Origin of the sequence: Sorangium sp. So ce128 (assembly GCF_051525245.1) — a bacterium.
Lineage (GTDB): Bacteria > Myxococcota_A > Polyangia > Polyangiales > Polyangiaceae > Sorangium > Sorangium cellulosum_B.
On the sequence record NZ_CP150313.1, the window covers coordinates 9,612,064 to 9,637,457 of the forward strand.

At 70.5% G+C, this 25,394-nt stretch carries 4 protein-coding genes; 1 reads left to right on the forward strand and 3 read right to left on the reverse strand.

The window, feature by feature from the left end; all coding sequences use genetic code 11:
- Positions 1-906 precede the first annotated feature (906 nt).
- Complete coding sequence (locus WME82_RS36575) at positions 907-11,937, forward strand: amino acid adenylation domain-containing protein (RefSeq protein ID WP_438039101.1); 11,031 nt, start codon at positions 907-909, stop codon at positions 11,935-11,937.
- 21 nt (positions 11,938-11,958) lie between these two features.
- Here the strand turns inward: WME82_RS36575 and WME82_RS36580 are convergent, their stop codons facing one another.
- The 3 genes from WME82_RS36580 to WME82_RS36590 form a co-directional block, all read right to left on the reverse strand.
- Positions 11,959-17,022: a protein kinase domain-containing protein gene (locus WME82_RS36580; protein WP_438039102.1), complete on the reverse strand. Its 5,064-nt coding sequence runs from the start codon at positions 17,020-17,022 to the stop codon at positions 11,959-11,961.
- Positions 17,023-17,215: 193 nt separating this feature from the next.
- Complete coding sequence (locus WME82_RS36585) at positions 17,216-19,360, reverse strand: response regulator (RefSeq protein ID WP_438039103.1); 2,145 nt, start codon at positions 19,358-19,360, stop codon at positions 17,216-17,218.
- Complete coding sequence (locus WME82_RS36590) at positions 19,357-25,326, reverse strand: AAA family ATPase (RefSeq protein WP_438039104.1); 5,970 nt, start codon at positions 25,324-25,326, stop codon at positions 19,357-19,359. The genes WME82_RS36585 and WME82_RS36590 overlap by 4 nt, the downstream gene beginning before the upstream one ends.
- Positions 25,327-25,394 lie beyond the last annotated feature (68 nt).

The following is a 25,394-nucleotide window of genomic DNA, read 5'->3' on the forward strand; positions in this document are numbered from 1 at the left end:
GTAAGCCGGTCAAGCCGACCAGCAAGCGCCATGTGGGGGTTCCCCCGTTGAGAACCGCTCCGGAGGGCTCAACGGCAAGGTAGCGGTCGGTCGCGCGTCGAGCTGCTGCCAGCGCTGGAGCTGCACGTGCGCGCGGAGCAGCCGGCGGGCCATTCCGGCGGGTTCGGCCACCTCAACCACGGAGTGGAACACGGCCACGAGCTACGGCTTCACGGGCATCGGTGCGTGGAGCGTGAACCTGTTCAAGGCGGGCAAGGCGTTCCGCTACCCTTGACGGGGGCCGATCCCGCCAGGCTGCGAGCATCGGCGGGTCGGAGGCATGACAGACCTGCACGGTGCCGGATGACTGGATTGCGCCCTGCCTGTCGACCGCGACTCGTCCAGTCATGTCCGTCCCCGGTTCCCCGAGGGCAACGGTGCAGCGAAGGACCGAGCGTGTCGACGGCTGCCGCGAGCACGATTCTGACGTGATTCGCTGGAAGCACCCCGGAAGGTGGGGAAGGAGACCAACTCAGGGTGAGGCGGCAGCCGGATTTGTCTATCGGACCACAAGAGCAGGCGCGAGATCGAGATCCCCGAATTCAGACAAGGCCCATCAATCGCCAGCACCTGCCTCCTCCCAAATACACACTGGCGTCGTGGTGTCCATACTTCATACTGCGTAGCGGCCGCATCGCGATGCGGACGACATCGATTTTGCACGCTTTTACAAGCTTTGGCCCAGCTTGGCGCCTGCTCCTCGTGCCCAGGTGACCAGGCGGCCCAGATGTCTGAAGAGCATACGACAGATCAGCAAGCACGGTGTGCGCGCAGGTGTGCGCGTGTCGAACGTCTCGACGCGGCGCGCGGTTGCTCCACGCGCATCGATGCGACCGACCCCTATCAGCAACAAGGAGGTCATCCGCGATGAACGAAATTTCCTATTCCCCGCTCTCACTGGAGCAAGAACGTGCTTGGGTGCTCGCCCGGGGCCGAGGCGCCGCGCCGGGCTTGAACGAAGGGGGCGCGGCGTGGCTGGACGGCGAGCTGGACGTGCCCAGGCTGGTCCATGCCATCGAGGAGCTCACGGGGCGTCAGGCGATCCTGAGGACATCCTTCGCAGAGCGCGAGGGACAGCCGGTGCAGGTCGTCTCGCCGCGGGCAGACATCGACTTCCTCGAGGTGCATCTCGGCGCCGAAGGACAGCCCGCCTCGGATGGAGCCGCGCTCGCGATGGCCCGCCGGGAGATCGCTCGGCCCCTCGATCTGGAGCGCGGCCCTCTCTGGCGCGTGAGCCTCATCCGGGTGCATCCAGGGCGCCACCTCATCGCGCTCTCCATGCACCCCCTCCTCTCGGATGGCAAACCGAGCGTGGCGCTGTTCTTTTCGGAGCTATTCGACGGCTATCATGGCGTCGAGCTGCAGGCGCCGCCGCTACGCTACCAGGACCACGCACGGCGGCAGCGGGAGCACAGGACCGCCGAGCTCCTCGACCAGCAGCTCGCGCACTGGCGTCGCGAGCTCTCGGGGGCACCGGAAGCGCTGGAGATCAGGACGGATCGGCCGCGGCCCGCGGAGCGGACCTTCGCCGGAGGCTCGGCGGAGCGCGCGCTCGATCAGGAGCTCGTGCGAGAGCTCCGCGCGCTGGCCCGGGAGGAGGACGTGGCGCTGTCCGCCGTCCTGCTCGCGGGAATGCACGCCGTGCTCCACCGCCATACCGGCCAGGACGACGTCCTCATCGGCGTTCCGCTGTCCGGACGAGACGAGGAGACCCGAGGCCTCATCGGGGCATTCGGGAATCTCGTGACCGTACGGGGCAGGCTGGGCGCGGATCCGAGCTTTCGCGCGCTCCTGCGCCAGGTGCGCCGCTCCCTGCAGGAGGGGAGCGAGAACGGGGATCTCTCCTTCACCTCTCTGGTCGAGCAGCTCTCGCTGCCGCGGGATCCAAGCCGCGCACCGCTCGTCCAGGCCATCTTCTCCAGCGAGCCGAGCACGCTGGAGCCGAAGCGAGGCCCTCTGCTCACGCTGACGGAGGTGGCGCGCGAGGCGACCGAGGTGGCCTTCGAGCTCGCCGTCCGCGTCGAGCAGACCGACGCGGGCCTCTTCGCGCGCGTCGATTACAATCGAGACCTCTTCGAGCGCGCGACGGTCGAGCGGCTGCTCGGGCACTGGGCGGTTCTGCTGCGCGGGGCGGCGGGCGACCCGGAGCAGCGCGTCTCGGAGCTGCCGGTCCTGACCGAGGAGGAGCGCCGCGCGCTGCTCGCGTGGAACCGCGGCGAGGTGTTCGATCCGCCGCGCGATCGGCTGCACGAGCGGGTCGAGGCGCACGCCCGGCGCACCCCGTCCGCGGTGGCGGTTGTGTTCGAGGGACAGCGTCTCACCTATGCCGAGCTCGATCGAAGGAGCAACCAGATAGCCCACCTCCTCCGGGAGAGCGGCGCGGGGCCCGAGGTCCCGATCGGCGTCTGCCTGGAACGATCGCTCGAGATGATCGTGGCGCTGCTCGGCGTCCTCAAGTCCGGCGGCGCCTATGTCCCGCTCGACCCCTCTTACCCGGCGGACCGGCTCGCCTTCCTGCTGGAAGACGCCGGCGTGCCCGTGATCCTCACCGAGGAGCGCTTCGCCTCCCGGCTCCGGAGCGGGAGCGCGAGGGTGGTGTGCATCGACGCGGATCGGGCCATGATCGAGCGACAGCCCGAGGACAAGGTAGGGCCCGCGCCGAACGAGGGCCCGGACGACCTCGCGTACATCATCTACACCTCGGGATCGACCGGGAAGCCCAAGGGGGTGATGGTCAGCCACGCCAACGTGGTTCGCCTCTTCGACCACACCGCCAGCGCGTATCGCTACAGCGACCGCGACGTCTGGACGCTGTTCCACTCGTATGCGTTCGATTTCTCCGTCCTGGAGATCTTCGGCGCGCTCTGCCACGGCGGACGGCTGGTCGTCGTCCCGTTCGTCACGAGCCGGACGCCGGACGCGTTCTACAGGCTCCTCGGTGATGAAGGGGTGACCCTCGTCTGCCAGACGCCCTCGGCGCTCCGCCAGCTCATCCACGCCGACGCGGCGGCCGAGCCAGCGCTCCGCGACCGCCTGCGGCTGCGTCTCGTGATCTACGGCGGCGAGGCGTCCGACGTGGCGATGCTCGAGCCGTGGTGGGACCGCCACGGGGACGAGCACCCCAGGCTCGTCCACGTCTATGGTCCCACCGAGACGACCGTGATCGCCACCCACCGCGCGATGGGAAAGCCCGATCTGGAGCGGCCGTGGTCGAGCTCGATCGGCGTCGCATTCCCCGACGTCCGGGTGCTGCTCCTCGATCGCAACCGCGCGCCCGTCCCCGTCGGCGTCGCCGGCGAGATCTACATCGGCGGCCCCGGCGTGGCGCGCGGCTACCTGAACCGCCCCGAGCTCACGCAGGAGCGCTTCCTCCAGGATCCGTTCGGCGACTCCCCGGATTCACGCCTGTACAGGACTGGCGATCTCGCGCGTTACCTCCCGTCGGGCGAGATCGAGTTCCTCGGCCGCATCGACGATCAGGTGAAGATCCACGGCCACCGCATCGAGCTCGGCGAGATCGCGGCGGCGCTGTGCCAGCACCCCGGGGTGCGCGAGGTCGCGGTGGTGGTGCGCGAGGACGCGCCGGGCGACAAGCGGCTCGTGGCGTACGCCGTCCCCCGTGCGGTCCAGGGCGCCTCCGCCAGCGACGCGCAGGCGCTCCTCCCCGCGCTGCGCGCCCTCGCGCAGGGCCAACTGCCAGGCTTCATGGTCCCCTCCGCCTTCGTGGCGCTCGACGCGCTCCCCACCTCGCCGAACGGCAAGATCGACCGCAGGGCGCTCCCTGCGCCCGGGGGCGCGCGCCAGGAGCTCGCGCGCGCCTTCGTGGCGCCGCGCTCCGAGCTGGAGGGGGCGCTCGCCGGCCTCTGGAAGGAGCTCCTGCGCGTGGAGCGCGTGGGCGTGCACGACAGCTTCTTCGAGCTGGGCGGCAGCTCGCTGCACGCCGTCCAGCTGTCCTCCCGCCTCCGCGGGGCCTTCGGGATCGACATCGGGTTCCAGGAGCTCTTCGAGCATCCGACCGTCGCCGGGCTCGCCGCGCTGGCGGCGGCGGGCGGCCGCGCGGCACCCCGGAGCGAGCATGTCATTCCGAGAGGCGCCCGGACAGGGCCGGTCCCTCTGTCGTTCGCGCAGGAGCGCATGTGGTTCCTCTACCGGCTCGCGCCGGAGAGCAGGGCCTACAACTGCCTCTGTCCCTTCCGCCTCACCGGAGAGATCCACATCGCGGCGCTCGACAGGAGCCTGCGTGAGCTCGTCCGCCGTCATGAGATCCTGCGCACCGTCTACACGGAGATCGACGGCCTGCCCGTCCAGATCGTCGTCGAGGACGCCGCTTTCCGGCTCGAGGTCGCGGACCTCCAGCACCTCTCCGAGGACGAGCGCGAGGCCGAGGCGAAGCAGCTCCTCGCCGCGGAAGCCCGGAGGATCTTCGATCTGAAGCGCGGCCCCGTCTTCCGGGCAGGGCTGCTCCGGCTCGGGCCACGCGATCACCTCCTCTGGCTGCATATCCACCACATCGCCATCGACGGCTGGTCGCTCGAGGTGGCCTACCGCGAGATCGCGGCGCTCTACGAGGCCTTCCGTCGGGACGCTCCCCCTCCCCTGCCGCACGCGCCGCTCCAGTACGCCGATTTCGCCTCGTGGCAGCGCGAGCAGATGACCGAAGAGACGCTGTCGGAGCTGCTCGCCGGCTGGAAGCAGAGGCTCCTCGACGTGCCGCCCTTGCTCGAGCTGCCAGGCGATCACGTCCGGCCGCCGGTCCAGACCTTCCGCGGCGCGACCCTCCCGTTCCAGCTCGATCCGGAGGTCGGAAGGGCCGTCCGGGACCTCGGCGCGCGAAACAATGTGACCGTGAACATGGTCCTCCTGGCCGTGTTCGCGGTCCTGCTCCACCGCACCACGCAGCGCGACGACCTCCTGGTCGGTCTGCCGAGCGCGGGCCGGGATCACGCCGATCTCGAGGCGGCGATCGGCTTCTTCGTCAATGTGGTCCCCGTCCGGATCGACGTCTCCGGCGAGCCGTCGTTCGAGGAGCTGCTCCGCCGCGTGAGGGACGTGTGCCTGGACGCCTATGCGCACGACAGGCTCCCGTTCGAGCGGCTCGTCCAGGAGCTCCAGCCGGTGCGCGACCCGAGCTACAGCCCGCTCGTGCAGATCGTGTTCGCGCCGCAGCCGCCTGCGGAGCGCGATCTCCACCTCACCGGGGTCGAGGCGCGCGCCATCGACACGGACGCGCAGAAGACGATCTTCGACGTGTCGCTCTATGCCTGGGAGAGCGCCGGCGGCGTGGCCGGGATGCTGGAGTACAGCACAGACCTCTTCGAGCGGGCGACGATGGCGCGGATGCTGGAGCACCTCTTCACGCTCCTCGCGGCCGCCACCTCGGATCCTGCGCGATCCGTCTCGTCGATGCCGATGCTCCCGGAGCGCGAGCGGCGCCAGCTGCTCGTCGAGTGGAACGATACCGGCGCTGATTTCCCGCGCGACCTGAGCGTCCTGGATCGCTTCGAGGAGCAGGCGGCGCGCGCGCCGCACGCCGCCGCGGTCGTGTCCGATCGCGGGTCGCTCACGTACGGGGAGCTCGATCGTCGGGCGAACCAGCTCGCGCACCGCCTGCGCGCGCTGGGCGTCGAGGCCGATACCCTTGTCGCGATCTGCGCGGAGCGCTCGCTGGAGCTGGTGGTCGGGATCCTCGGAGTCCTCAAGGCGGGCGCGGCGTATCTGCCGGTGGACGCGGAGATCGCGAGAGAGCGGCTGGCGTTCATCCTCGAGGACTCCGGGGCGCCGGTGCTCCTCACGCAGGCGCACCTCGCCGATCGCCTCCCGCCGTTCGCGGGCGCGGTGATCCACCTCGACGCCGACGGGCCGGAGCTGACGGCGCGGGACGGGTCGCCCCCTCCGGTGTGCGCAGGCCCCCGGGACCTGGCCTATGCCATCTACACCTCGGGCTCGACCGGCCGTCCCAAGGGCGTGCTCGTGGAGCACCGGAGCCTCGTGAACCTGGTGGCGTGGCACGTGCGGCGCTTCGCCGTCTCCAGCGCGGATCGCGCGACCCTCGTCGCGAGCCCCGGCTTCGACGCGTCGGTATGGGAGCTCTGGCCCTATCTATGCGCGGGAGCGTGCCTGTTCATCCCCGGAGAGCCGCTCCGCCGTTCCCCGGAAGAGCTTCAAGCGTGGCTCCTCGCGCGAGAGATCACCGTCTCGTTCCTGCCCACGCCGATGGCGGAGGAGCTCCTGCGCCTCGACTGGCCTGCTTCCGCGGCGCTCCGGTGCCTGCTCACGGGAGGAGACAAGCTCCGCGTCTGGCCTGCCGCGGCGCTCCCCTTCGACGTCGTGAACAACTACGGCCCGACCGAGGGGACCGTGGTCGCTACCTCGTGCCCGGTGCCGAAGGCGCGGCCGAGCGCCGGGACAGCGACGGTCGACCCCTCGATCGGCCGCCCCATCGACAACATGCGGGTCTACCTCCTCGATGCGCGCGGGGAGCTCGTCCCGGTGGGCGTCCCGGGCGAGCTCACCCTCGGGGGCGCCGGCATCGCCCGCGGGTACCTGCGCCGGCCCGAGCTCGACGCCGCGCGGTTTCTGCCCGATCGGTTCTCGGACGAGCCGGGCGCGCGGATGTACCGCACCGGCGATCGCGCCCGGTGGCTCCCCGACGGGAACATCGAGTTCCTGGGGCGGATCGACAACCAGGTGAAGATCCGTGGTTATCGCATCGAGCTCGGCGAGATCGAGGCCGTGCTGCGGGAACACCCCGCCGTGGAAGAGGCCGTCGTGGTGGCGCGGGAAGACACGAAAGGCAACAAGCGGCTTGTCGCCTACGTCATCCCTCGCCTCGATGACGGCGGCGCCGCGGAGCAGACCCCGGCCGTGCAAGCAGAGCACGTCTCGGCGTGGCAGGCGCTGTACGACGGCACCTACGGGAAGCGCGGCGCCGGCGTGGATCCGGGCTTCAACATCACGGGCTGGAACAGCAGCTACACCGGAGATCCCATCGACGCCGGAGCGATGCGCGCCTGGCGGGACCACACGGTCGAGCGGATCCTCTCGTTCCAGCCGCGCCGGGCGTGGGAGATCGGCTGTGGGACCGGACTCTTGCTCTTGCAGCTGGCCCCGCAGTGCGCCGGCTACCTCGGGACGGATTTCTCGGAGAAGGCGATCTCGCTCCTCCGCCCCGCGCTCGCGCGCGGCACGCTCTCGCATGTGTCGCTTCAGCGCCGGGAGGCGAACGATTTCAGCGGGGTCGCTCCGGGCAGCTTCGACGTGATCCTCCTGAACTCGATCGTCCAGTACTTCCCCGGCGCCGATTACCTGCGCTCGGTGATCGAGGGCGCCGTGCGCGCGGCGGCGCCCGGTGGTGTCGTGTTCCTGGGCGACATCAGGAGCCTTCCCCTGCTCGAGGCGTTTCACACCTCGGTGCAGCTCCACCGCGCGCCAGCGGGTGTGGCCCCGGCCGAGCTCTGGGCCCGGGTGGGGCGGGCGGCCCTCGCCGAGAAAGAGCTCGTGCTCGCGCCCGAGTTCTTTCACGCGCTGCGCGGCCAGATCCCGGGCGTGGAGCACGTGGAGTGCTGGCTCAAGCGGGGTTCGGGCTCCGACGAGATGACGCGCTTCCGTTACGACGTGGTCCTGCACGTGGGCGCGGCGCCCGAGCCCGTCGCCATCGGCCGATCCCTGGACTGGGCTGGGTCGGAGGGCCTCGCGGGCGTCGAGCGCGCGCTGCGCGAGGAGGGATCCGGCGCGCTGGAGGTCCTGGGGATCCCGAACGCGCGCGTGCACGCCGACGTGATCGCCGCGAGCCGGCTGCGGGAAGGGGGCGGCGCCGAGGTGGACCGCGCCGCGATGGCCGCGATCGAGCCGGAGGCGCTATGGGCGCTCGGCGCGCGCCTCGGCTGCTCGGTCCGGATCACCGGGTCGAGGACCTCAGGCCCGGGCTGCATGGACGTGCTGTTCGAGCGCTCGGTCGAACGTTCGGGCGGCGCGCCGCGACCGAGCGCCTGGATCCAGGCGCGACCCGGGGAGACCCCGCCAGCGCGGGCGCTCGCGAACAGCCCTCTCCGGCGGCAGAAGACGCGCGTAATGCCCGCAGGTCTGCGCGATCTCGCGGCGGCCAAGCTCCCCGACTACATGGTTCCGGCCGCCTTCGTGAAGCTCGACGCGCTGCCGCTCACCGCGAACGGGAAGGTCGACATGGCGGCTCTCCCGGCCGACGACCGCGCGAAGCCCGAGCCGCGGGCGGCCGAGCCGCGGGCGGCGGCGCCGGCCCCCGCCGGGGCCATCGAGGGGATCCTGGGCGAGATCTGGCGCGAGGTGCTCGGGATCGACGAGGTCGGCCTCGATGACCCGTTCTTCGAGCTCGGCGGCCACTCGCTGCTCCTCACCCGGGTCCGCGCCGGCATCCGGGCGCGGCTCGGCGAGGACGTGCCCATCATGGATCTGTTCCAGTACCCGACGATCCGCAGCCTCTCTGCCCATCTAAGGAGGGGCCCTCTGGCGGCCGCCCCGGGAGAGAGCGCTGTCGCCGCGCGTGGACCCGGCGCCGCGGCCCCCGCGACCGAGGCGCCGGCGCGGGAGGCGATCCCCGACAACGCCATCGCCATCATCGGAATGGCCGGTCGCTTCCCGAAGGCACGCAGCGTCGAGGCGCTGTGGTCGATGCTCGAGGACGGGGTCGAGGGGATCGCCTTCTATTCGTCCGAGGAGCTGAAGGCGCTCGGCGTGGAGTCGGAGCTCATCGGGTCGCCCAGGTTCATCCCGGCGGCCGGCCTGCTCGAGGACGTCATGTGCTTCGACGCGGCGTTCTTCGGCTACAGCCCGCAGGAGGCCGTGCTCATGGACCCGCAGCAGCGGGTCTTCCTCGAGTGCGCCTGGGCGGCCATGGAGAGCGCCGGGTACAACCCGCTCGCCTACCCGAAGCCGATCGGCGTGTTCGCCGGGAGCGACGCCCCGAGCTACTGGATCGAGCGCGTCGGGCCGCCTCCGGCCGCGCCGAACTCGGAGCACTACCGGATCTACACCGGGAACGTGACCGACTCCCTGACCACGCGCGTGGCCTACAAGCTGGGGCTCCGGGGGCCCGCCGTGAGCGTCATGACGGCGTGCTCGACGTCGCTCGTCGCGGTGCACCTCGGCTGCCAGAGCCTCCTCACCAGGGAGAGCGACATGGTCCTCGCGGGCGGTGTCGGCATCCTCTCGCCGCGGAGGATCGGTTATCTCCACGAGGAAGGCGCGGTCACGTCGCCCGACGGCCATTGCAGGCCCTTCGACGCCGAGCCGAGCGGCATCGTGGCCAGCAACGGTGTTGGCCTCGTCGTCCTCAAGCGGCTGAAGGACGCGCTGGACGACGGCGACACGATCCACGCCGTGATCCGCGGCTCCGCCGTCACCAACGACGGCGCGCTCAAGGTGGGTTACACGGCGCCGAGCCTGGAGGGGCAGATCGAGACCGTCACCCGGGCCCACGCCGCTGCCGGCGTGAGCCCGGAGAGCATCACGTACGTGGAGGCGCACGCCGCGGGCACGCGGCTCGGCGACTCGATCGAGGTGGCCGCGCTGTCGCGGGTGTTCCGGAAGGCGACCGACCAGGTCGGCTTCTGCGCGCTCGGCTCGGTGAAGAGCAACCTCGGCCACCTCCGCGCGGCCGCCGGGGTGACCGGCCTCATCAAGGCGGCGCTGGCGCTGGAGCACGAGCTCATCCCCGCGACGCTCCATTTCCGTCGTCCCGGCCCCGAGATCGATCTCGCGAGCAGCCCGTTCTTCGTCAACGCCGCGCCGCGCGCGTGGAAGCGCGGCGGAGCCCCGCGCCGCGCCGCGGTGAGCGCCTTCGGCATCGGCGGCACGAACGCGCACGCCGTGGTCGAGGAGGCGCCGGAGCGGGCGCCGTCCGGCCCGTCCAGGCGCTGCCAGCTGCTCGTCGTCTCGGCGAAGACGAGCGCCGCGCTCGAGAGGAGCACCGATCGGCTGGCCGAGCACCTGCGGCGCGCGCCGGAGAGCTCGCTCGCCGACGTCGCGTTCACCCTGCAGCGGGGCAGGGTGCCTTTCGCGCACCGCCGCGCGGTGGTGTGCGCGGATCCGGCCTCGGGAGCGGCCTACCTCGATCGGCGCGACCCCGCCCGTGTCGTCACGCACGTCGCCGGAAGGCGGCCGCCGGAGGTCGTCTTCCTGTTCCCGGGCACGGGCGCGGAGCACGCCGGCATGGGGCGCGAGCTCTACCTGCACGAGCGCGTCTACCGCGAGAGCATCGACCAGTGCGCCGAGCTCTTCCGCCGCGAGCTGTCGGTGGACCTCCGCCACCAGCTCTTCCCCGAGGAGCAGGAGCGCGCCCGCGGCGACGCGGAATTCGGCTCTCCGCGCTTCAGCGCGGCCGCCCTCTTCTCGACCGAATACGCCCTGGCGCAGCTCCTGATGTCGTGGGGGATCCGCCCGGCCGCGCTGTTCGGGCACGGCGTGGGCGAGGTCACCGCCGCGTGCGTCGGCGGCGTGCTCTCGCTCGACGACGCGGTCGCCCGGGTCGCGCTGCGCGGGCGCGCGGAGGAGGAGGCCACGGGATCGGCTCGCCCCGAGGATCGCATCGCCATGCTGCTCGCCTCGGCCGATCGCGTCCTCCTCGAGGTTGGTCCCGGCTCCGCGCTGGCAGCGGTGGCGTCGCGGCACCCCGACGCGGAGCGACGGGTCGCGACCACCCTGGCGGGCCCGGGCGAGGGTCCCGGCGACCTCGAGGCGTTGCTCGCCGCGGTGGGCCGGCTCTGGTGCGCCGGCGTCGACGTGGACTGGGCCGCGTTCTCCCGGGACGAGCGCCGGAGGCGCGTGCCGCTCCCCACGTACCCGTTCGAGCGCGCCGCTCACGTGCTCGACAGCACCTGCACCGTGGGTCCGGCCACGGTGCGATCCCTGCCGCCGAAGATCTGGAGCCCGCCGGCGTCGTCCGGTCCTCCCTCGGTCGCGGTGCTCACCGAGCGCGTCCGGGAAGCGCTGCCTCCGAGCTCGAAGGCGCCCCTGAGCCCCGCGATGACGCAGCGGAGCGGGAGCGCCGCGGTCCTCACGGCCAGGCGCGCTGCCGGACAGCTCCTCGTCTCGCTGCAGGCGGGGGCGCCGGACGCCACGCCGCTGTTCCTGATCCCGCCGCTCGGCGGCACGGTCCACCTCTATCGCCCCCTGGCGCAGCGCCTGGGCGGCGAGCTGCCCGTCTACGGGATTCAACCCACCGGGGTGGAGCCGAGCGAGCCGGGCTTCACGAGCGCCATGTCCGCCATGTCCATTCCCGCGATCGCCGCCCGGTACGTGGAGGAGATCCTGAGCGTCAGGCCCGAGGGTCCGTACCTCCTGGGCGGGCATTCGGCCGGCGGCGTCGTCGCGTACGAGATGGCGCAGCAGCTGCTCGCGCAGGGGCGCAAGGTGCCTTTGCTGCTGCTGCTCGACACGGGCGGCGTACAGGGCGCGAGCGACCGCTCTCCGGCGAGCGCCCTGGGCCACGAGATGGCGAAGATCGAGGCGATCGCGTCGCAGAGATACCGCAGCTTCATGGCCGCCATGGAGGACGACACGCGGCTCCGCGCCGAGGTCATGAGCACGTGGCAGGCGCTCGCGAGCTACGCGCCGCAGCCGACCGACGCCAGCATCCTGTTCCTGCGCGCGCGGGAGCAGATCAGCCCGGAAGACGCGGTCGCCGTCCATGCCTGGATGGACCTCGCGCGAGGGGAGTTTGCGCTCCAGTCGGTGCCTGGCAACCATTTCACGATGATGGATCCGCCCCACGTCGCGCACGTCGCCCGCGCGATCCAGCAGCGCATCGCGGGCGTGGTGAGGCCCGCGTTCATCGACCCGCTGGAGGGGCGGGCGCTCCGGAGGTCGAGGGCAAGGCCGCTCGGCGCGGAGAGCGGGCCCGAGAGCGGCCCGCCGTCGCACTGAACGAGGCGCCCCGGCCGCTCCTCACCGCGCGCGCGCTCCGAGGGGCGCGCCGCGGCCCCCCACCCGCTGCAGGGCGTAGGCAATGCCGCTCTGGAGCGTCCCCTGCGTGACAACCGCGCCGAGGTCGATCTGCAGCCGGATGAGCGTCTGGGCGACGTCCGGGCGGATGCCCGTGATCACCGCCTGCGCCCCGAGCAGCCGGAGGGCGACGGCGGCGTTCATCAGGGTGCTCGCGACGTCGCCGTCGACCGTCCTCACGCCGGTGATATCGATGATCACGACCTCGGCGCCGCTCGATTCGACCCCCTGGAGCGCCGTGCTCAGGACCTGCTCCGCCCGCTGCCGGTCCATCATCCCGATGAGCGGCATGACCATGACCCGGTCGGTGATCGGGATGATGGGCGTGGAGAGCTCCGCCAGGCGGGCGCTCTGCACGCGGATGATCTCCTCCTGGAGCTCGGCGCGCGCGTGTTCGCTCCGCTCCCGCGCCGAGAACTCGACCCTGAGCTGCTCCTCGGCGAGGCGCAGCGACTCCGTGCGCCTGTGCAGGTTCGCGTAGAGCACGGCGTTCTCCACCGCGGTCGCCGCCTGCGCCAAAAGGAGCTTCGAGAGCTCCAGCCGGGCCGGCGTGAACACGTTGGTCGCCGTGTTGTTCTCCAGATAAAGAACGCCGTTCGTGCGCCCCTGGTGCACCATCGCCAGGCAGAGGATCGATCTCGGGTTGTGCGCGGCGACGTACACATCCGCGGCGAAGCGAGGCTCGTGGCTCGCGTCCGCGAGGACCACCGGCTGCATCGTCCTCGCGACGTACTGCACGATCGAGGCGGGGACCTCGGCGCTGCCCTCGATGGGGAGCAGCAGGCCGACCCTCACCGCGTTCGGATCCACGGTGATGGACGCCTCGATCATCAGCTGATGATCGCGCTCCAGGACGAGGACCCCCTTCTTCGCGCCGGCGTTCTGGATCGCGATGTCGAGCAGCCGGCTGACAACGCTGTCGAGGACGACCTCGCCGGCGATGGCCTGAGCGGCCCGGATGACCGCCTCGACGTCGAGCACGCTGGTGCTGAGCCTCGTCGTCGAGGTGGTCTGGACCGCGGCCCGGGCGTGCTCCAGCATGCCAGGCGGCGCCGACGTGAGCGCGACCTTCTGCACGAGCTGCGGCGCCTCGGCCGCCAGGCGGTCCGCCTTGGCGGTCGCTCCCCACTGCATGTAGCCGTGATGGGCGTCGGTCATGTGGGCGCGCGCGCTCCGGGTGAGGCCGTTCGCGTGGTGGAACTTCCCGGCGAGCTCGCTCGCCAGCGCCTGGTCGCGCGTGAACCCGGCCTCCTCGGCGCCCTCGATCGCCCTGTCATAGAGCTGCGCCACGGCGTGCCGATCGCCGCCCGAAATGCGCGCGATCTCCGCCTCGGCGAGGAGATGTTTGTGCGCGTAGCTCCGGGGGCAGAGCTCGGCCCAGCGGGCGAGCTTCTCCCGGTGCGCCGACAGCGCCGCCACGAGCCGCTCCTTCTCGGAGGCCGGCGCGCCGTCGCACGAGGCGGCGAGGGTCAGGCACGAATAGAAGACGAGCTCGGTCGCCCAGAAGTTGTTCACGCAGCCGGCGGTCATCTTCTCCGCGGCGGCCATGAGCGAGCGCGCGGCGCCGTGGTCGCCGTGGAGATAGGCCAGCTGGACCTTTTGCGTGTGGTACCAGGCGGCCACATAGGTGAGCTCCGGGACCGAGACCCTGCTGGCGAAGGCGGCCTCGTCGAAGGTGTTGTCGCTCAGGGTGTGCGTCCCGGCGGTGGTCCCCGTGAGGTTCGCGACGACCTGCCTTGCGCACGTGAGGATGAGCGTCGTGAGCTTGTCGTTCGTCCGCCGCATGAGCGCGAGATCCTGCTCGATCTCGCCGGCCACCGCGCCGAGATCGTCGCCGAGGCTCAGGCTCGCCGAGACCATGTGAATGCAGCAGTAAGACGAGTACGCCAGATCTCCCGACTCCAGGCCGGCCTGCCGCGAGCGGGCCAGGAGCTTGATCGTGTCCCGGAGCGGCTCGAAGAAATGGAGGATGGCCCCGAAGGTCGTGAGGAGCATGCACGTGATGCGCGGGTTGGGGATCCGCTCGTTCAGCTCGATACCGACCTTGGCGAACTCGTAGGCTTCCTTGTACCGGTCCTCCGTCGTCCTCGGCTCGAAGACGCCGTCGATCAGAAGCACCGCATAGAGCACGTACGCGTACGCGGAGGTGCTCGAGTTGCCGCACTCCATCGCGAAATTGATCTGCATGATGAGCGTGAGCGGCCCGAGGACCGGTAGCCCGAGCGCGGAGGCGGGCTGCGTCATGTCCGCGAGGAGACGGTGGACGGTCTGCTTCTCTGGATCGGCGACGGTGGGCAGCTTCAGGAGAGCGGAGATCGGGCGGCTCGCGAGGTGGGCCTGCATCGCCTCGAGCTCTCTGCCGAGCAGCGCGCGCTGCTCCTCGGCCGCCGCGGGGATGTCGACCCCGAGCAGCGCGAGGGCCTCGAGGCCGCATCGCACGACCTCGGAGAGGTCGCCGCGCATCAGGTGGAACGACATGCGCAGGTTGCGGACCTGCGCGCCGTCCAGCGGGGATCTCGCGTGTTCGAGGAGCGCGTCGAACAGCCGCTCGCCGGCGTCGAACTGGCCTGTCAGGCAAAGGCACTCCGCGAGCCCGGTGGTCAGCGCGAAGGTGAGATCGTGCCGGTCGTCCCAGCGCTTCGGACCGAGCGCGCTCGTGCCGGCCTCGAAGTAGCTCGCGGCCGCCTCGTACGCCGCGCCGGCCTTCGCCCTCCTGCCCGCCTCGAGGTTCAAGCGCGCCAGCGCGACGCGCTCTTCCGGATCGGTGATCCGCGGCACGCCGAGGTTCATGTGGGTCGCGACCTCGAAGACCTCACCCTCCATGTCGCCAGGGTCGCTGTCCGCGAGCAGGAGCCGCCCGATCTGGAGGTGGATCTCCTGCTTGCGGGGCTCGTCGAGGAGCCGGTAGGCCGCTTGCTGGACCCTGTCGTGCAAGAACCGGTAGGCGGCGTCGAGCGCGAGCTCCGGCTCGTCCGCCTCGCCGGTCATCGCGCCGCTCAGGGCCGCGTCGAAGAACCTGGAGTCCGCGCCGACGGCGAGGATCAGCCCCTCGCGGAGCGCCGCCGACAGCTCGCCTGCCACCTCGCGGCGCGGCCTGTCGGCCACCCTCGCCAGCGTCTTCAGGTCGAAGCGATAGCCGATGCACGCGGCGAGCGTGAGGGTGCGCTGCGCGCGTCCATCGAGCTCCAGGAGCCTGCCCGCCATGAAGTCAACGACGTTGTCCGTGACCTTCATCCGCTGGATGCGCGGCAGATCCCAGGTCCACTCGCGCCGGGCCGGATCGAAGGAGACGAGCTTCTCGGCGTGCAGCGCCCTCATGAACTGGTTCATGAAGAACGGGTTGCCGTGGGTCTTGCTCATCACGTGGCGCGCGAGCGGCTCGGCCCGCTCGGGGTCGCAGGAGAGCGTGTCGGCGAGGAGCCGCGTCACGACGGGAAGCTCGAGCGGCTTGAGGTCGATGTCGCCGACAGCTACCCCGGCCTTGCGCAGCTCCCCCAGGGTGATCGAAAACAGGTGGCTCTCGTCGACCTCGTTGTGGCGGTACGCGCCGATCACGAGGAAATGCTTGATCTCCGGTTCGGTCAGGAGCTGCTCGAGGAGCTTGAGCGAGGCCGGATCCGCCCATTGCAGGTCATCGAGGAAGACGACGAGGGGGTGCTCCTGGGCGGGGATGGCGCTGCAGAACTTCCGGAACGCGAGGTGGAAGCGGGCCTGCGCCTCGGTCGGTCCGAGCGGCTCGACGCCGGGCTGGGGGCCGAGGAGGAGCTCGAGCTCGGGGATGAGGTCGACGAGGTGCTGGCCGTTCTGCCCGACGGCGCTCGCGATTCGCTCCTTCCACAGCGCGAGCGCCTCCGCGGGCTCGGTCAAGAGGGCTCGGACGAGCTCCCGGAAGACATGCGCCACGGCCGCGTAGGGGACGGTCCGGTTGATCTGGTCGAACTTGCCAGCGACGATGTACCCCTTGCCCTGCGCGATGGATTTCTGGATCTCGCCGACGAGGAGCGACTTGCCGATACCGGCGTGGCCGGACACGAGGAGCAGCTCGCTCGCGCCCTGGCTGACGCGCCGCCACGCGCCTTCGAGGACCGCGAGCTCCGCCTCGCGGCCGTAGGCCTTCTGCGGGATCCGGAGCGCGTCCACGTAATCGTGGCGCCCGAGCGCGAACGGCTCGATCGCCGACGCCGCCTCGAGCTGCGTGAGGCACTCGGCGAGATCCATCCGGAGCCCGTAGGCGCCCTGGTACCGATCATCGGGGCTCTTCGCCAGGAGCTTCATGATGATGTCAGAGACGGAGCGCGGTACGTCGGGCGAGACCCGCGCCGGCGGCGGCGGGAGCCTGGCGATGTGGCAGTGCACGAGCTCCAGGAGGTCCTTCGTCGGGAAAGGGAGCTTGCCCGTCACCATCTCGTACAAAGTGATCCCCAGGGAGTAGAGGTCTGTGCGCAGGTCGATAACGCGGTTCATCCGCCCGGTCTGCTCCGGCGACATATACGCCAGGGTGCCCTCGAAGGCGGCGGGGCTCCTCGGCCGCTGTGCCTCCTGGGAGAGGCGGGTGGCGCTGCCGAAGTCCATGATCTTGGCGTTCCACGTGGACGGTTCGACGATGATGTTCTGCGGCTTGATGTCCATGTGAACGGCTCCGCCCCGATGAATGGATTCGAGCGTGCTCGCGATGGATATCGCGATCCGGAGCGCGTCCTTGAGCGTGAGGGAGCGCGCGCTGATGAGCTCATGGAGCGTGCAGCCCCCGGCGTCTTCCATGATGAGCGCCAGGCTCGCCCCGATCTTCACGATGCCCAGGACGTGAACCACGCCTGGCAGCGCGAGCTCCTTGGCGATGGCGTACTCGTAGCGAAGCCTCGCGACCTCGGCCGGCGCTGGGCGCTCGTTCCTGAGGCGCTTCACCGCGACAGGGGCCCGGTCCTCGTTGCGGTATCCTCGGTACACGGTCGACGCAGCGGATTCGTGGATGAGGCCTGTCAGGGTGTACCCGGGGATACCGATCATGGATCAGTTGTAGAGCGCTTCTGTGCGCTGCATCAAGCGGTCCGCACGGCCGTTCGAGGGAAATTCGCCCCGGCGCCGCCGTGCTCTCCAGCCCGGGCGCAGCCAGTCCACAATGTGCGGGCATGGAGCTGATCTCGGAGCGCGCCGGGCCCAGCGTGCGCGGCGAACGGATCGGAGCAGGCGGCGTCGATCCTCATCTCGCCCCGCCATGGATTCGCCCGGCCAACGTCGCCACGTGCGCCACCAGATCCGGTGGCTTCACCGGCTTGGCCAGATGCATCTGGTATCCGGCCATGAGCGCCCGCGCGCGGTCCTCGGCGCGCGCAAATGCGGTCAACGCCAGCGCCGGCACGCTCCCCCCGCGCTCTTCCGGCAACTGCCGCACCTTCCGGATCAGCTCATACCCGCCCTCGTGCGGCATACCGATGTCGCTCACCAGGACCGTCGGCTGGTGCCGCTCCAGCTCCGCCAGAGCCTCCACGACCGAACCCGCTGTCCGCACCTCCGCCTGGCACTCCGCCAGTATCCGCAGGAGCAGCTCTCGCGTGTCCGGCTCGTCGTCCACCACCAGCACCCGCACCCCCTTCAGGCTCAAGAGCTCCCCGGCGCGGTGCCATGACGGCCGGCGCTGCGGCAACGGCGGCGGCTCTCCTCCGGCCAGCGCCTCAACGTGCTTGGCCGAGAGCGGCAGCTTCACCGTGAAGCTCGCCCCCTGATCCTTCCCCGCGCTGGCCGCCTCCACCGTCCCCCCGTGAAGCTCCACCAGGTGATGCACGATCGAGAGACCCAGACCCAGCCCGCCGTACTCGCGCGTGGTCGAGGCGTCTGCTTGCCGGAATTGCTCGAATACGTACGGCAAGAACTCCGGCGCGATGCCGATCCCCGTGTCGCTCACCGCGAGGCGCGCGTACGTCCCCTCGCGGCGCAGCGATACCTTCACCTGCCCGCCTTGCCGCGTGAACTTCATCGCGTTGCTGACCAGATTCCACACGATCTGCTGGAGGCGATTCGGATCCCCCATGACCTGTTCCCCGGCCGACTCGACGCTGAGCTCCAGGCGGATCCCCTTCGCCTTCGCCGCCGGCTCCGCCGATTCCAGCAGCGTTTCGAGCATCTCGGCCAGATCGACCACCTCCACGTCGAGGCTCAGCCGCCCGCCGACGATGCGCGACATGTCCAGGAGATCGTCGACGAGCTTGGATTGCGCCCGCGCGTTCCGCTCGATCGTCCCGAGCGCCCGGCCCAGGATCTCGTCCGATGGGCCGCGCATGCGGAGCAGCTGCGACCAGCCGAGGATCGCGGTGAGCGGCGTCCGCAGCTCGTGGCTCAGCAGCGCCAGGAACTCATCCTTCAGCCGCCCCGTACGCTCGAGCTCCGCCCGCGCCGCCTGTTCGCGGGAGAGGAGCATCTCCCGCTCCGCCTCGGTCCGCTTTCGATCGCTGATGTCCGTGGAGATCCCGCAAACCGCATACGACCGGCCCGACTCGTCGAAGAGCGGACACTTGATCGAGATGTACGTGTGGAGCCCATCGTCCTGGGGCACGATCTCTTCCATCTCCAGCGGCCCCCCGACCGCCGCCACCCGCTTGTCGAAAGCGCGAAATGCGTCGGCACACTCCGCGGGGAACAAATCATACTCGGTCTTGCCGGCGATCGACCGCGCGGTCACATGAAACAACTCTTCGTAGCGGCGGTTGACCATCAAAAAGCGTCCTTCGAGGTCCTTGACGTAGATGACCGCCGTGGAGTTGTCGATGATGGCCTGAAGCAGGTGCTGGCTCTCGCGCAAAGCGACCTCCGCGCGCCGGCGCTCGGCGTTCTCCGCCTCGAGAGCGGCGTTCGAGCTCGCCAGCTCGGCCGTGCGCTCCCGCACCCGTTGTTCCAGCTCCTCTTGGGCACGCAGGAGCTGCGCGTTCTTCGCCTCGAGCTCCTTCTGCGCCTCGCGCAGGCTCAGGTGCGTCCTGATCCGCGCGAGCACCTCTTCGATCTCGAACGGTTTGGTGATGTAATCGACGCCCCCCGCCTCGAACCCCACGATCTTGTCCGCCACTTCTCCGAGGCAGGTCATGAAGATCACCGGGATGTCTCGGGTGCCCTCGGCCGCCTTCAGGCGCCGGCAGGTCTCGAACCCGTCGATCCCGGGCATCACAACGTCCAGCAGGATCAGGTCGGGTTTCATGAGGCTGGCTCGCTTCAGGGCCGCCTCCGCGTCCTCGGCGGCGAGCGCCTGATGACCCGCGGATTCCAGATGATCCACGAGCAGGGCCAGGTTGGCGGGCATGTCGTCCACGATGAGGATCGTGGGCTCACGAGCGCCGGGCGCAGAGGCTCTGCTCATGATCGTTTTCCGTCGGCCACCACCTGGCCTACCGCGGCGTGCTCCTCGACGAACTCCTGCAGCTTCCGCATCTGGTACGTCCGCGCCAGCGTCTGGAGCTGATCGAGCCAGGGGCCGAGTCGCGGCTCGTTTTGCTGCATCCGCTCCGCCTCCGCCAGCACCTTCCGGATACGGCCCGACGCCACCAGCCGCGACAGCAGCGAGAGCTGTTCGGCCGAGGGCGGCACCAGCGCGCTATCCCCCTTCACCGCCGTGGGGGCGGCGGCATTCACCGGTTCATGCGTCCATTCCACGCGCAGGAAACGCGCGATCTTCTCGAAGAGCAGGCTGGCATGCACCGGCTTCGGCAAGAAGTCGTCCCAGCCGGCGTGGGCCCCCTTCGGCTGTTCGGCGGCGGTGACGTTCGCCGACGAGGCCAGGATCACCACCCCGCCGAGCTCGGGCATCTGCCGAAGGCGGCGCGTGGTCTCATAGCCGTCCAGGCCTGGCATGGCCAGGTCCATCAGGATCAGCGCCGGCCTGTGCTCCAGGGCGAGCCGCAGCGCGGATTCGCCGCCGTCGGCCTCGACGAGGTCGAAGCCGATGGGGACCAGCAGATCGCAGAACAAAGCGCGGTTGCCGGGGTTGTCGTCCACGACGAGGATCTTGCGGCGCTCGCCGCGATACCCGGTGATCGTGGCCCACGCCGGGGCCTCGTCGGCGGCCGCGGAAGAGAGCGCCTCGGCGAGCGTGAGCGTCACGATGAACGCGCTGCCTTTGCCGAGCTCGCTCTCGACATGGATGGTCCCGCCCATATGCTCGATGATCCTCTTGCTGATGGCGAGGCCGAGCCCGGTGCCCTCGCTCTTCGCCCTCTGGTCTCCCACCTGCACGAAGGGCTCGAAGATGCGCGCGAGGTGCTCCGGGGCGATGCCGGCGCCCGTGTCCTCGATCCGGAAGCGCACGTCGCGCTGCCCATCTCCGCCGTCGTCCAGCACGTCGACGAGCAGGGTGACCGCGCCGCGCTCGGTGAACTTGATGGCGTTGCCGAGCAGGTTCAGGAGCACCTGCGTCAAGCGCTTCTCGTCCGCGTGCACGGCGGCGAGCGCCGGGCCCCGCACCTCGTGCGTGAAGGCGATGCCCCTCTGTTCGGCGCGCACGCCGCAGAGATCCACCACGTTGTGCACGAAGGAGGGAAAGTCGAACCTCCGGAGGACGAGCTCCATCTTGCCGGCCTCGATCTTCGCCAGGTCCAGGAGGTCGTTGAGCAACGCCAGCAGGTGCTCGCCCGATTTCTTCACGATCTGCACCCCTTCGCGGCTCTTCGGCGAGAGCTCGGGCGCTCGCATGAGGAACTGAGCGTAGCCCAGGATGCCATTGAGGGGCGTGCGCAGCTCATGGCTCATGCTCGAGAGAAAATCGCTCTTCGCGCGATTGGCGCGGTCGGCCGCCTCCTTGGCGATCCGCAGCTCCGCCGTCCGCTCCTGGATCTTGACCTCCTGGTCCCGGTACAGCACGGCGTTCTCGACGGCGATCGCCGCCTGCGAGGCGAGCACCGACAGGAGCTCCACGCGCGCCGGAGGGAACGCCGACGGCACGTCGCGGTGCTCCAGGTACAGCACGCCCACCACGTGGCCCCGATGCGTCAAGGGCAGCGCCAGCAGCGAGAGCACCGCGTGCAATGCCAGGTACGGGTCGCCGGCGAAGCGCGCGTCGGACCGCGCGTCGCCTGTCACCACCGGCTCGCCCGTGCGGGCCGCATATTGCACCACCGAGACCGGCACGTCGTGGCTCTGCCCGAGAGGCTCCGACAGGCCCGCCTCGATGCGGGTCCCCTCCACCCAGAGCCGAGCGACGACCGAGAGCGCCTCCCCTTCGCTGAGCACCAGGGCGCCGCGCTGCGCCCCCGCGTTCTCCAGCGTGAGCTCCATCAGCCGGCCCACCACGCGCCCCGGGTCGAGCTCGCCCGAGAGCGCCTGCGCCGCGCGCACCGCGGTCTTCACGTCGAAACTCGCGCCCGTGGACCCGCCCGAGGTCGTGGTGGTCGCCGTCACGGTCGTGCGCTCGGAGGCCGACTCGTGCATGGACGCCTTGAGCACGGCGGGATACCTCGCGCCCAGATGGGCGACCACCGCGTCAGCACCCCAGCGCGCGTAGGCGTCGCGCGCCTCGCGCAGGTACATCGCCCCGACGTGGCTCTTGCCCTCCTCCAGCCGAGACTCGGCGGCGAGCTGGGCTGCCAGGGCCTCGATGTGCAGGAAGCGGTGCTCGCGGGCCAGCTCGATGGCCTCGTCGTATCTGGCCGCTGCCTCGTCGGGCTTGCCCAGGACGCGGGCGTATTCCGCCTCGCCGAGGCGCAGCTTGTGGAGGAAATTGGCCTCGCAGCCTTCGGTGAAGTAGCGCAATCGCGCGAGGCTGTGCTCGATGTGCTGCCGCAGCCGCGCCCGCTCCTCGTCCGTGACGGCGTCGGGCCAGCGCTTCGCTGCTGCGAGCGCGAGAAAGAGCGCGATGTCTGTCACCATCGGGATCCCGAGGAGGTCCGCCTGGAATTGCTCCGCCTCCCGCATCCTCGACAGCGCCCGCTCCCACTTGCCGACGGCGCAGAACAGATACCCTTCCAGGGTACGAGCGAACCCTCCGGTGTACCTGTCCCCGTCGGCAAGGAGCGAGCGAGAACCTCGCGGCAACGGCTCCTCCTCCAGGAGGCGCTCGGCGCCGTCAGGAGACATCAAGACATCGCAAAAGGACGCGACCAGCTCGAAGTGGTGTCGTCCGACGGCGTCCCCTGCGCGCTGCACCAGCTCCCAGCGCGCCTTGTGCTGCGCATCGACCTGGCCGAGCGGCAGGCCGCGCCACAGCCGGTAGTAGAGCAAGTCGCACAGGAGCCCCCAGCTCGTGCCTTGAAACGACCCGATCTTCAGGCCGGCTGCGATGGCTTGCTCGTACACGGGGGACGCCTCATCGATGGGCCTCGAGTGGCCCAGGTAGATCCCCTTGAGCGCGAGGCACTCGGGGAGCATCGCGGAGCCCACCCGCTCTGCGGCGCGCACCCCGGGCGTGAGCCAGCGCATGGTGCGGCGATACATGCCCGTCGCCACCGACCACGCGTTGGCGAAGCTGCAGATCATGAGGGTGGCGGCGGGCGTGAGCGCGTCCCGCCGTATCGCCTCGGACACGATGCGGGCGATGACGAGCGAATACAGCATCGGCCGGCCACCGTAGATCGCGCAGAGCTGCGCCTGCGTCATCAGGGCGTCGATGAGCCGGTGCTCCAGCGACGGATCGACCGGCATTCGATCAAACCCGTCCGGCTCGTGATCGAGCCATTGATCCAGCGCGGTGGACTCTCGCAGGAGCGCGACCTGGCACGCCTCATCCGTGTCGGGGAACGTGATGCCCTGCTTCGCGAGGGCGGCCATCCCGAGCCCGATTCCCCGCGTGTACTGGCCCGTGGCGACGCAGCAGCGCGTGCGGATCTCCTGCGCCGAGAGCCAGGCGACCTCCGGCAGAGGCCTGTCCAGCAAGGCGAGCGCCCGCGCCTCGACGTCGTCGAACTCCCGCAGCAGATAGGCGGCCTCCAGCCGCTCGAGCCCGATCTCCACCGACAGCGCGCGCTCCTGCTCCCAGGCCCGCTCGCCGAGGAGCGCCTGGGCGCTGTCCAGCAGGTGGGTCATCAACCGGTACGAGCTCGCCGCCTTCGCGGCGCGCGCGGCCTCCAGGTTCAGCCGCGCGAGCTCCTTGCGCTCCTCCACGGACCGGAGCCGCGCCGCGCCCAGGTTCAGGTGCCGCACGAGCTCCAGGAACTGCTGGGCCGTCCCCCCCTCGGCCCGATAACGCGCCTCTAGCCGACGGCCGATCTCGAGGTGCGCGAGCACCCGCTGCTCCGGCGAGATCCGCTCATAACTCGCCTGCTGCACGCGGTCGTGCAGGAACCGGTAGGCCGCGTCCATCGCCGCCGCGCCGATGACCCCGAGCGCCTGCGCGGGGCGGTAGGCCCCATCGACCGGCACCACCAGCTCCGCGTCCAGCGCCGGCCATAACGCCCCCGTCACGCGGGCGCGCTCCCACCCGCTGAGCCGCTCCAGGTCGTGCAGGTGGAACGTGTGGCCTGCGCAGGCCGCGAGCCCCAGGAGCTGCTGCGTCGGCTCGGGCATCTCACGGACCTTGTCCGTCAGGAGCGCCACCACGTTGTCGGTGACGCCTGCCTTCTCCAGCGACGATTGCTCCCACCGCCACGCCCCGGTCTCCGGGTCCCTCACCACCTGCTTCTGCCGGTGCAGGGAGAGCAGCAGCTGCTCCAGGAAGAAGGGGTTTCCGCGGGTCTTGCGCGAAAGCACGCGCGCCAGCGGCTCCACCCGCGCGGGCTCGCTCTCCAGCGTCCGCGAGCACCACTTTTGCACCTGCTCTGCCGACAGCGGGCCCACCGTCATCCGCGAGACGTTGGCATCGCTCTTTTCCACCGCCTCCACGAGCTTCCACAGCGGGTGCTCGGGCGGCGTCTCGTTGTCGCGGTACGCCGCGATCACCAGCAGCGATTTGCGCTCCACGTCCGTCAGCAATGTCTGCAGGATGATCAGCGTGGCGCTGTCGGCCCATTGCATGTCGTCCAGGAACATCACCAGCGGCGGGTTCGGCGCCGTGACGGCTCGCACGAAATTCAGCCACGTGAGCTTCTGCCGGTTGAGCACCTGCTCGCCCTCCACCGGCGGCACCGGCGGCAGCTTGCCCATGACCAGGTCGAGCTCCGGCACGACGTCCGCGATGAGCCGCGCGTTGTCCCCGACCTCGCGCCGGATCCGCTCCTGCCAGGCCTCGAGCACCGCTTCCGAGCTGGAGAGCCACTGGCGCATCAGCGCCCCGAACGCTTGCGCCAGCGCTGCATAGGGCGTCGACCGCGCGAGCTGATCGTGCTTTCCCGCGATCAGGAGCCCGCGCCCCGCCTGCGCGATATCCCTGTAGACCGTGCGCACCAGCGCCGTCTTGCCGATGCCCGAGGGGCCGCCGACGAGCAGGAGCTCCGTCATGCCCTGCGCGGCGCGCGCAAAGGACTCGCCCACCCGCTCGACGTCGCGCTCCCGCCCCACGAGCACCTGCGGCAACCGGAGCTTGCGCGAGAAGTCCTTTCTTCCCAGGCCGAACGGCTCCACCGTGCCCCGCTCGTCCCATTGACGGAGGGCCTCCTCCAGATCCTCCGCCGCGCCGCGGGCCGTCTGGTAGCGCCGCTCGGGATCCTTGGCCAGGAGCTTCGCCACGATGGCTGCCACGGCCCTCGGCACCTCCGGGGCGACGGCGTCGAGCGGAGGCGGGTCCTTGGCCAGGTGCGCGTGCACCAGCGAGAGCGGATCGCGCTCCGTGAACGGCAGCCGCCCCGACATCACCTCGAAGAGCGTCACCCCCAGCGAGTAGAGGTCCGTGCGCGTATCGAGCGCGCGCGCTGTGCGCCCCGTCTGCTCCGGGGAAATATAGACCAGCGTCCCCTCCAGCGCCTCGGGGATGCTCGCCTCGGTCGCCTCCTGGGACAGCAGCGAGGCGATGCCGAAGTCGAGCAGCGTGACCCTCTCGCACGCCTCGTCCACAAGCACGTTTTGCGGCTTGATGTCCTTGTGCATCACGCCGGCGGCGTGCACCCCCTCGAGCACCCGTGACAGGAGCCGGCCGAGCCGCAGCGCCGCCCCGATCGGCACGCGCCCCTGCTTGGCGAGCAGGCGATCGAGCGACCCGAGGCCGGGATCCTCCAGCACCAGCGCCGCCGTGCCGCCCCGCTGCTCCAGCGCCCGCGCGCGCGCCACCCCGGGCACCTCGGCGAGCTGCATGAGCACCTGGTGCTCGTGGATCAGCCGCCCCATCACGCGCGGACTGGCCACCTCGGCCACGGGGATCTTGATCGCCACACGCGCCCCCGAGGGGACATGGACCGCGCGCCATACCCGTGTCTCGGTGCCGTCGTAGATTACCTTTTCCAGCGTGTAATCCCGCAGCTCCATCATTGCCCCCCTCGCATCCTTCAGGGGCGCTGCTGTCGGAGCCTCATCGTAGTGTCGAGCAGGACGGAATG

What these genes read in the sequence shown, in the direction of transcription:
- WME82_RS36575 (WP_438039101.1), top strand. Translation starts at nt 907, where the DNA reads ATGAACGAAATTTCCTATTCCCCGCTCTCACTGGAGCAAGAACGTGCT.
- WME82_RS36580 (WP_438039102.1), bottom strand. Translation starts at nt 17,022, where the DNA reads ATGATCGGTATCCCCGGGTACACCCTGACAGGCCTCATCCACGAATCC.
- WME82_RS36585 (WP_438039103.1), bottom strand. Translation starts at nt 19,360, where the DNA reads ATGAGCAGAGCCTCTGCGCCCGGCGCTCGTGAGCCCACGATCCTCATC.
- WME82_RS36590 (WP_438039104.1), bottom strand. Translation starts at nt 25,326, where the DNA reads ATGATGGAGCTGCGGGATTACACGCTGGAAAAGGTAATCTACGACGGC.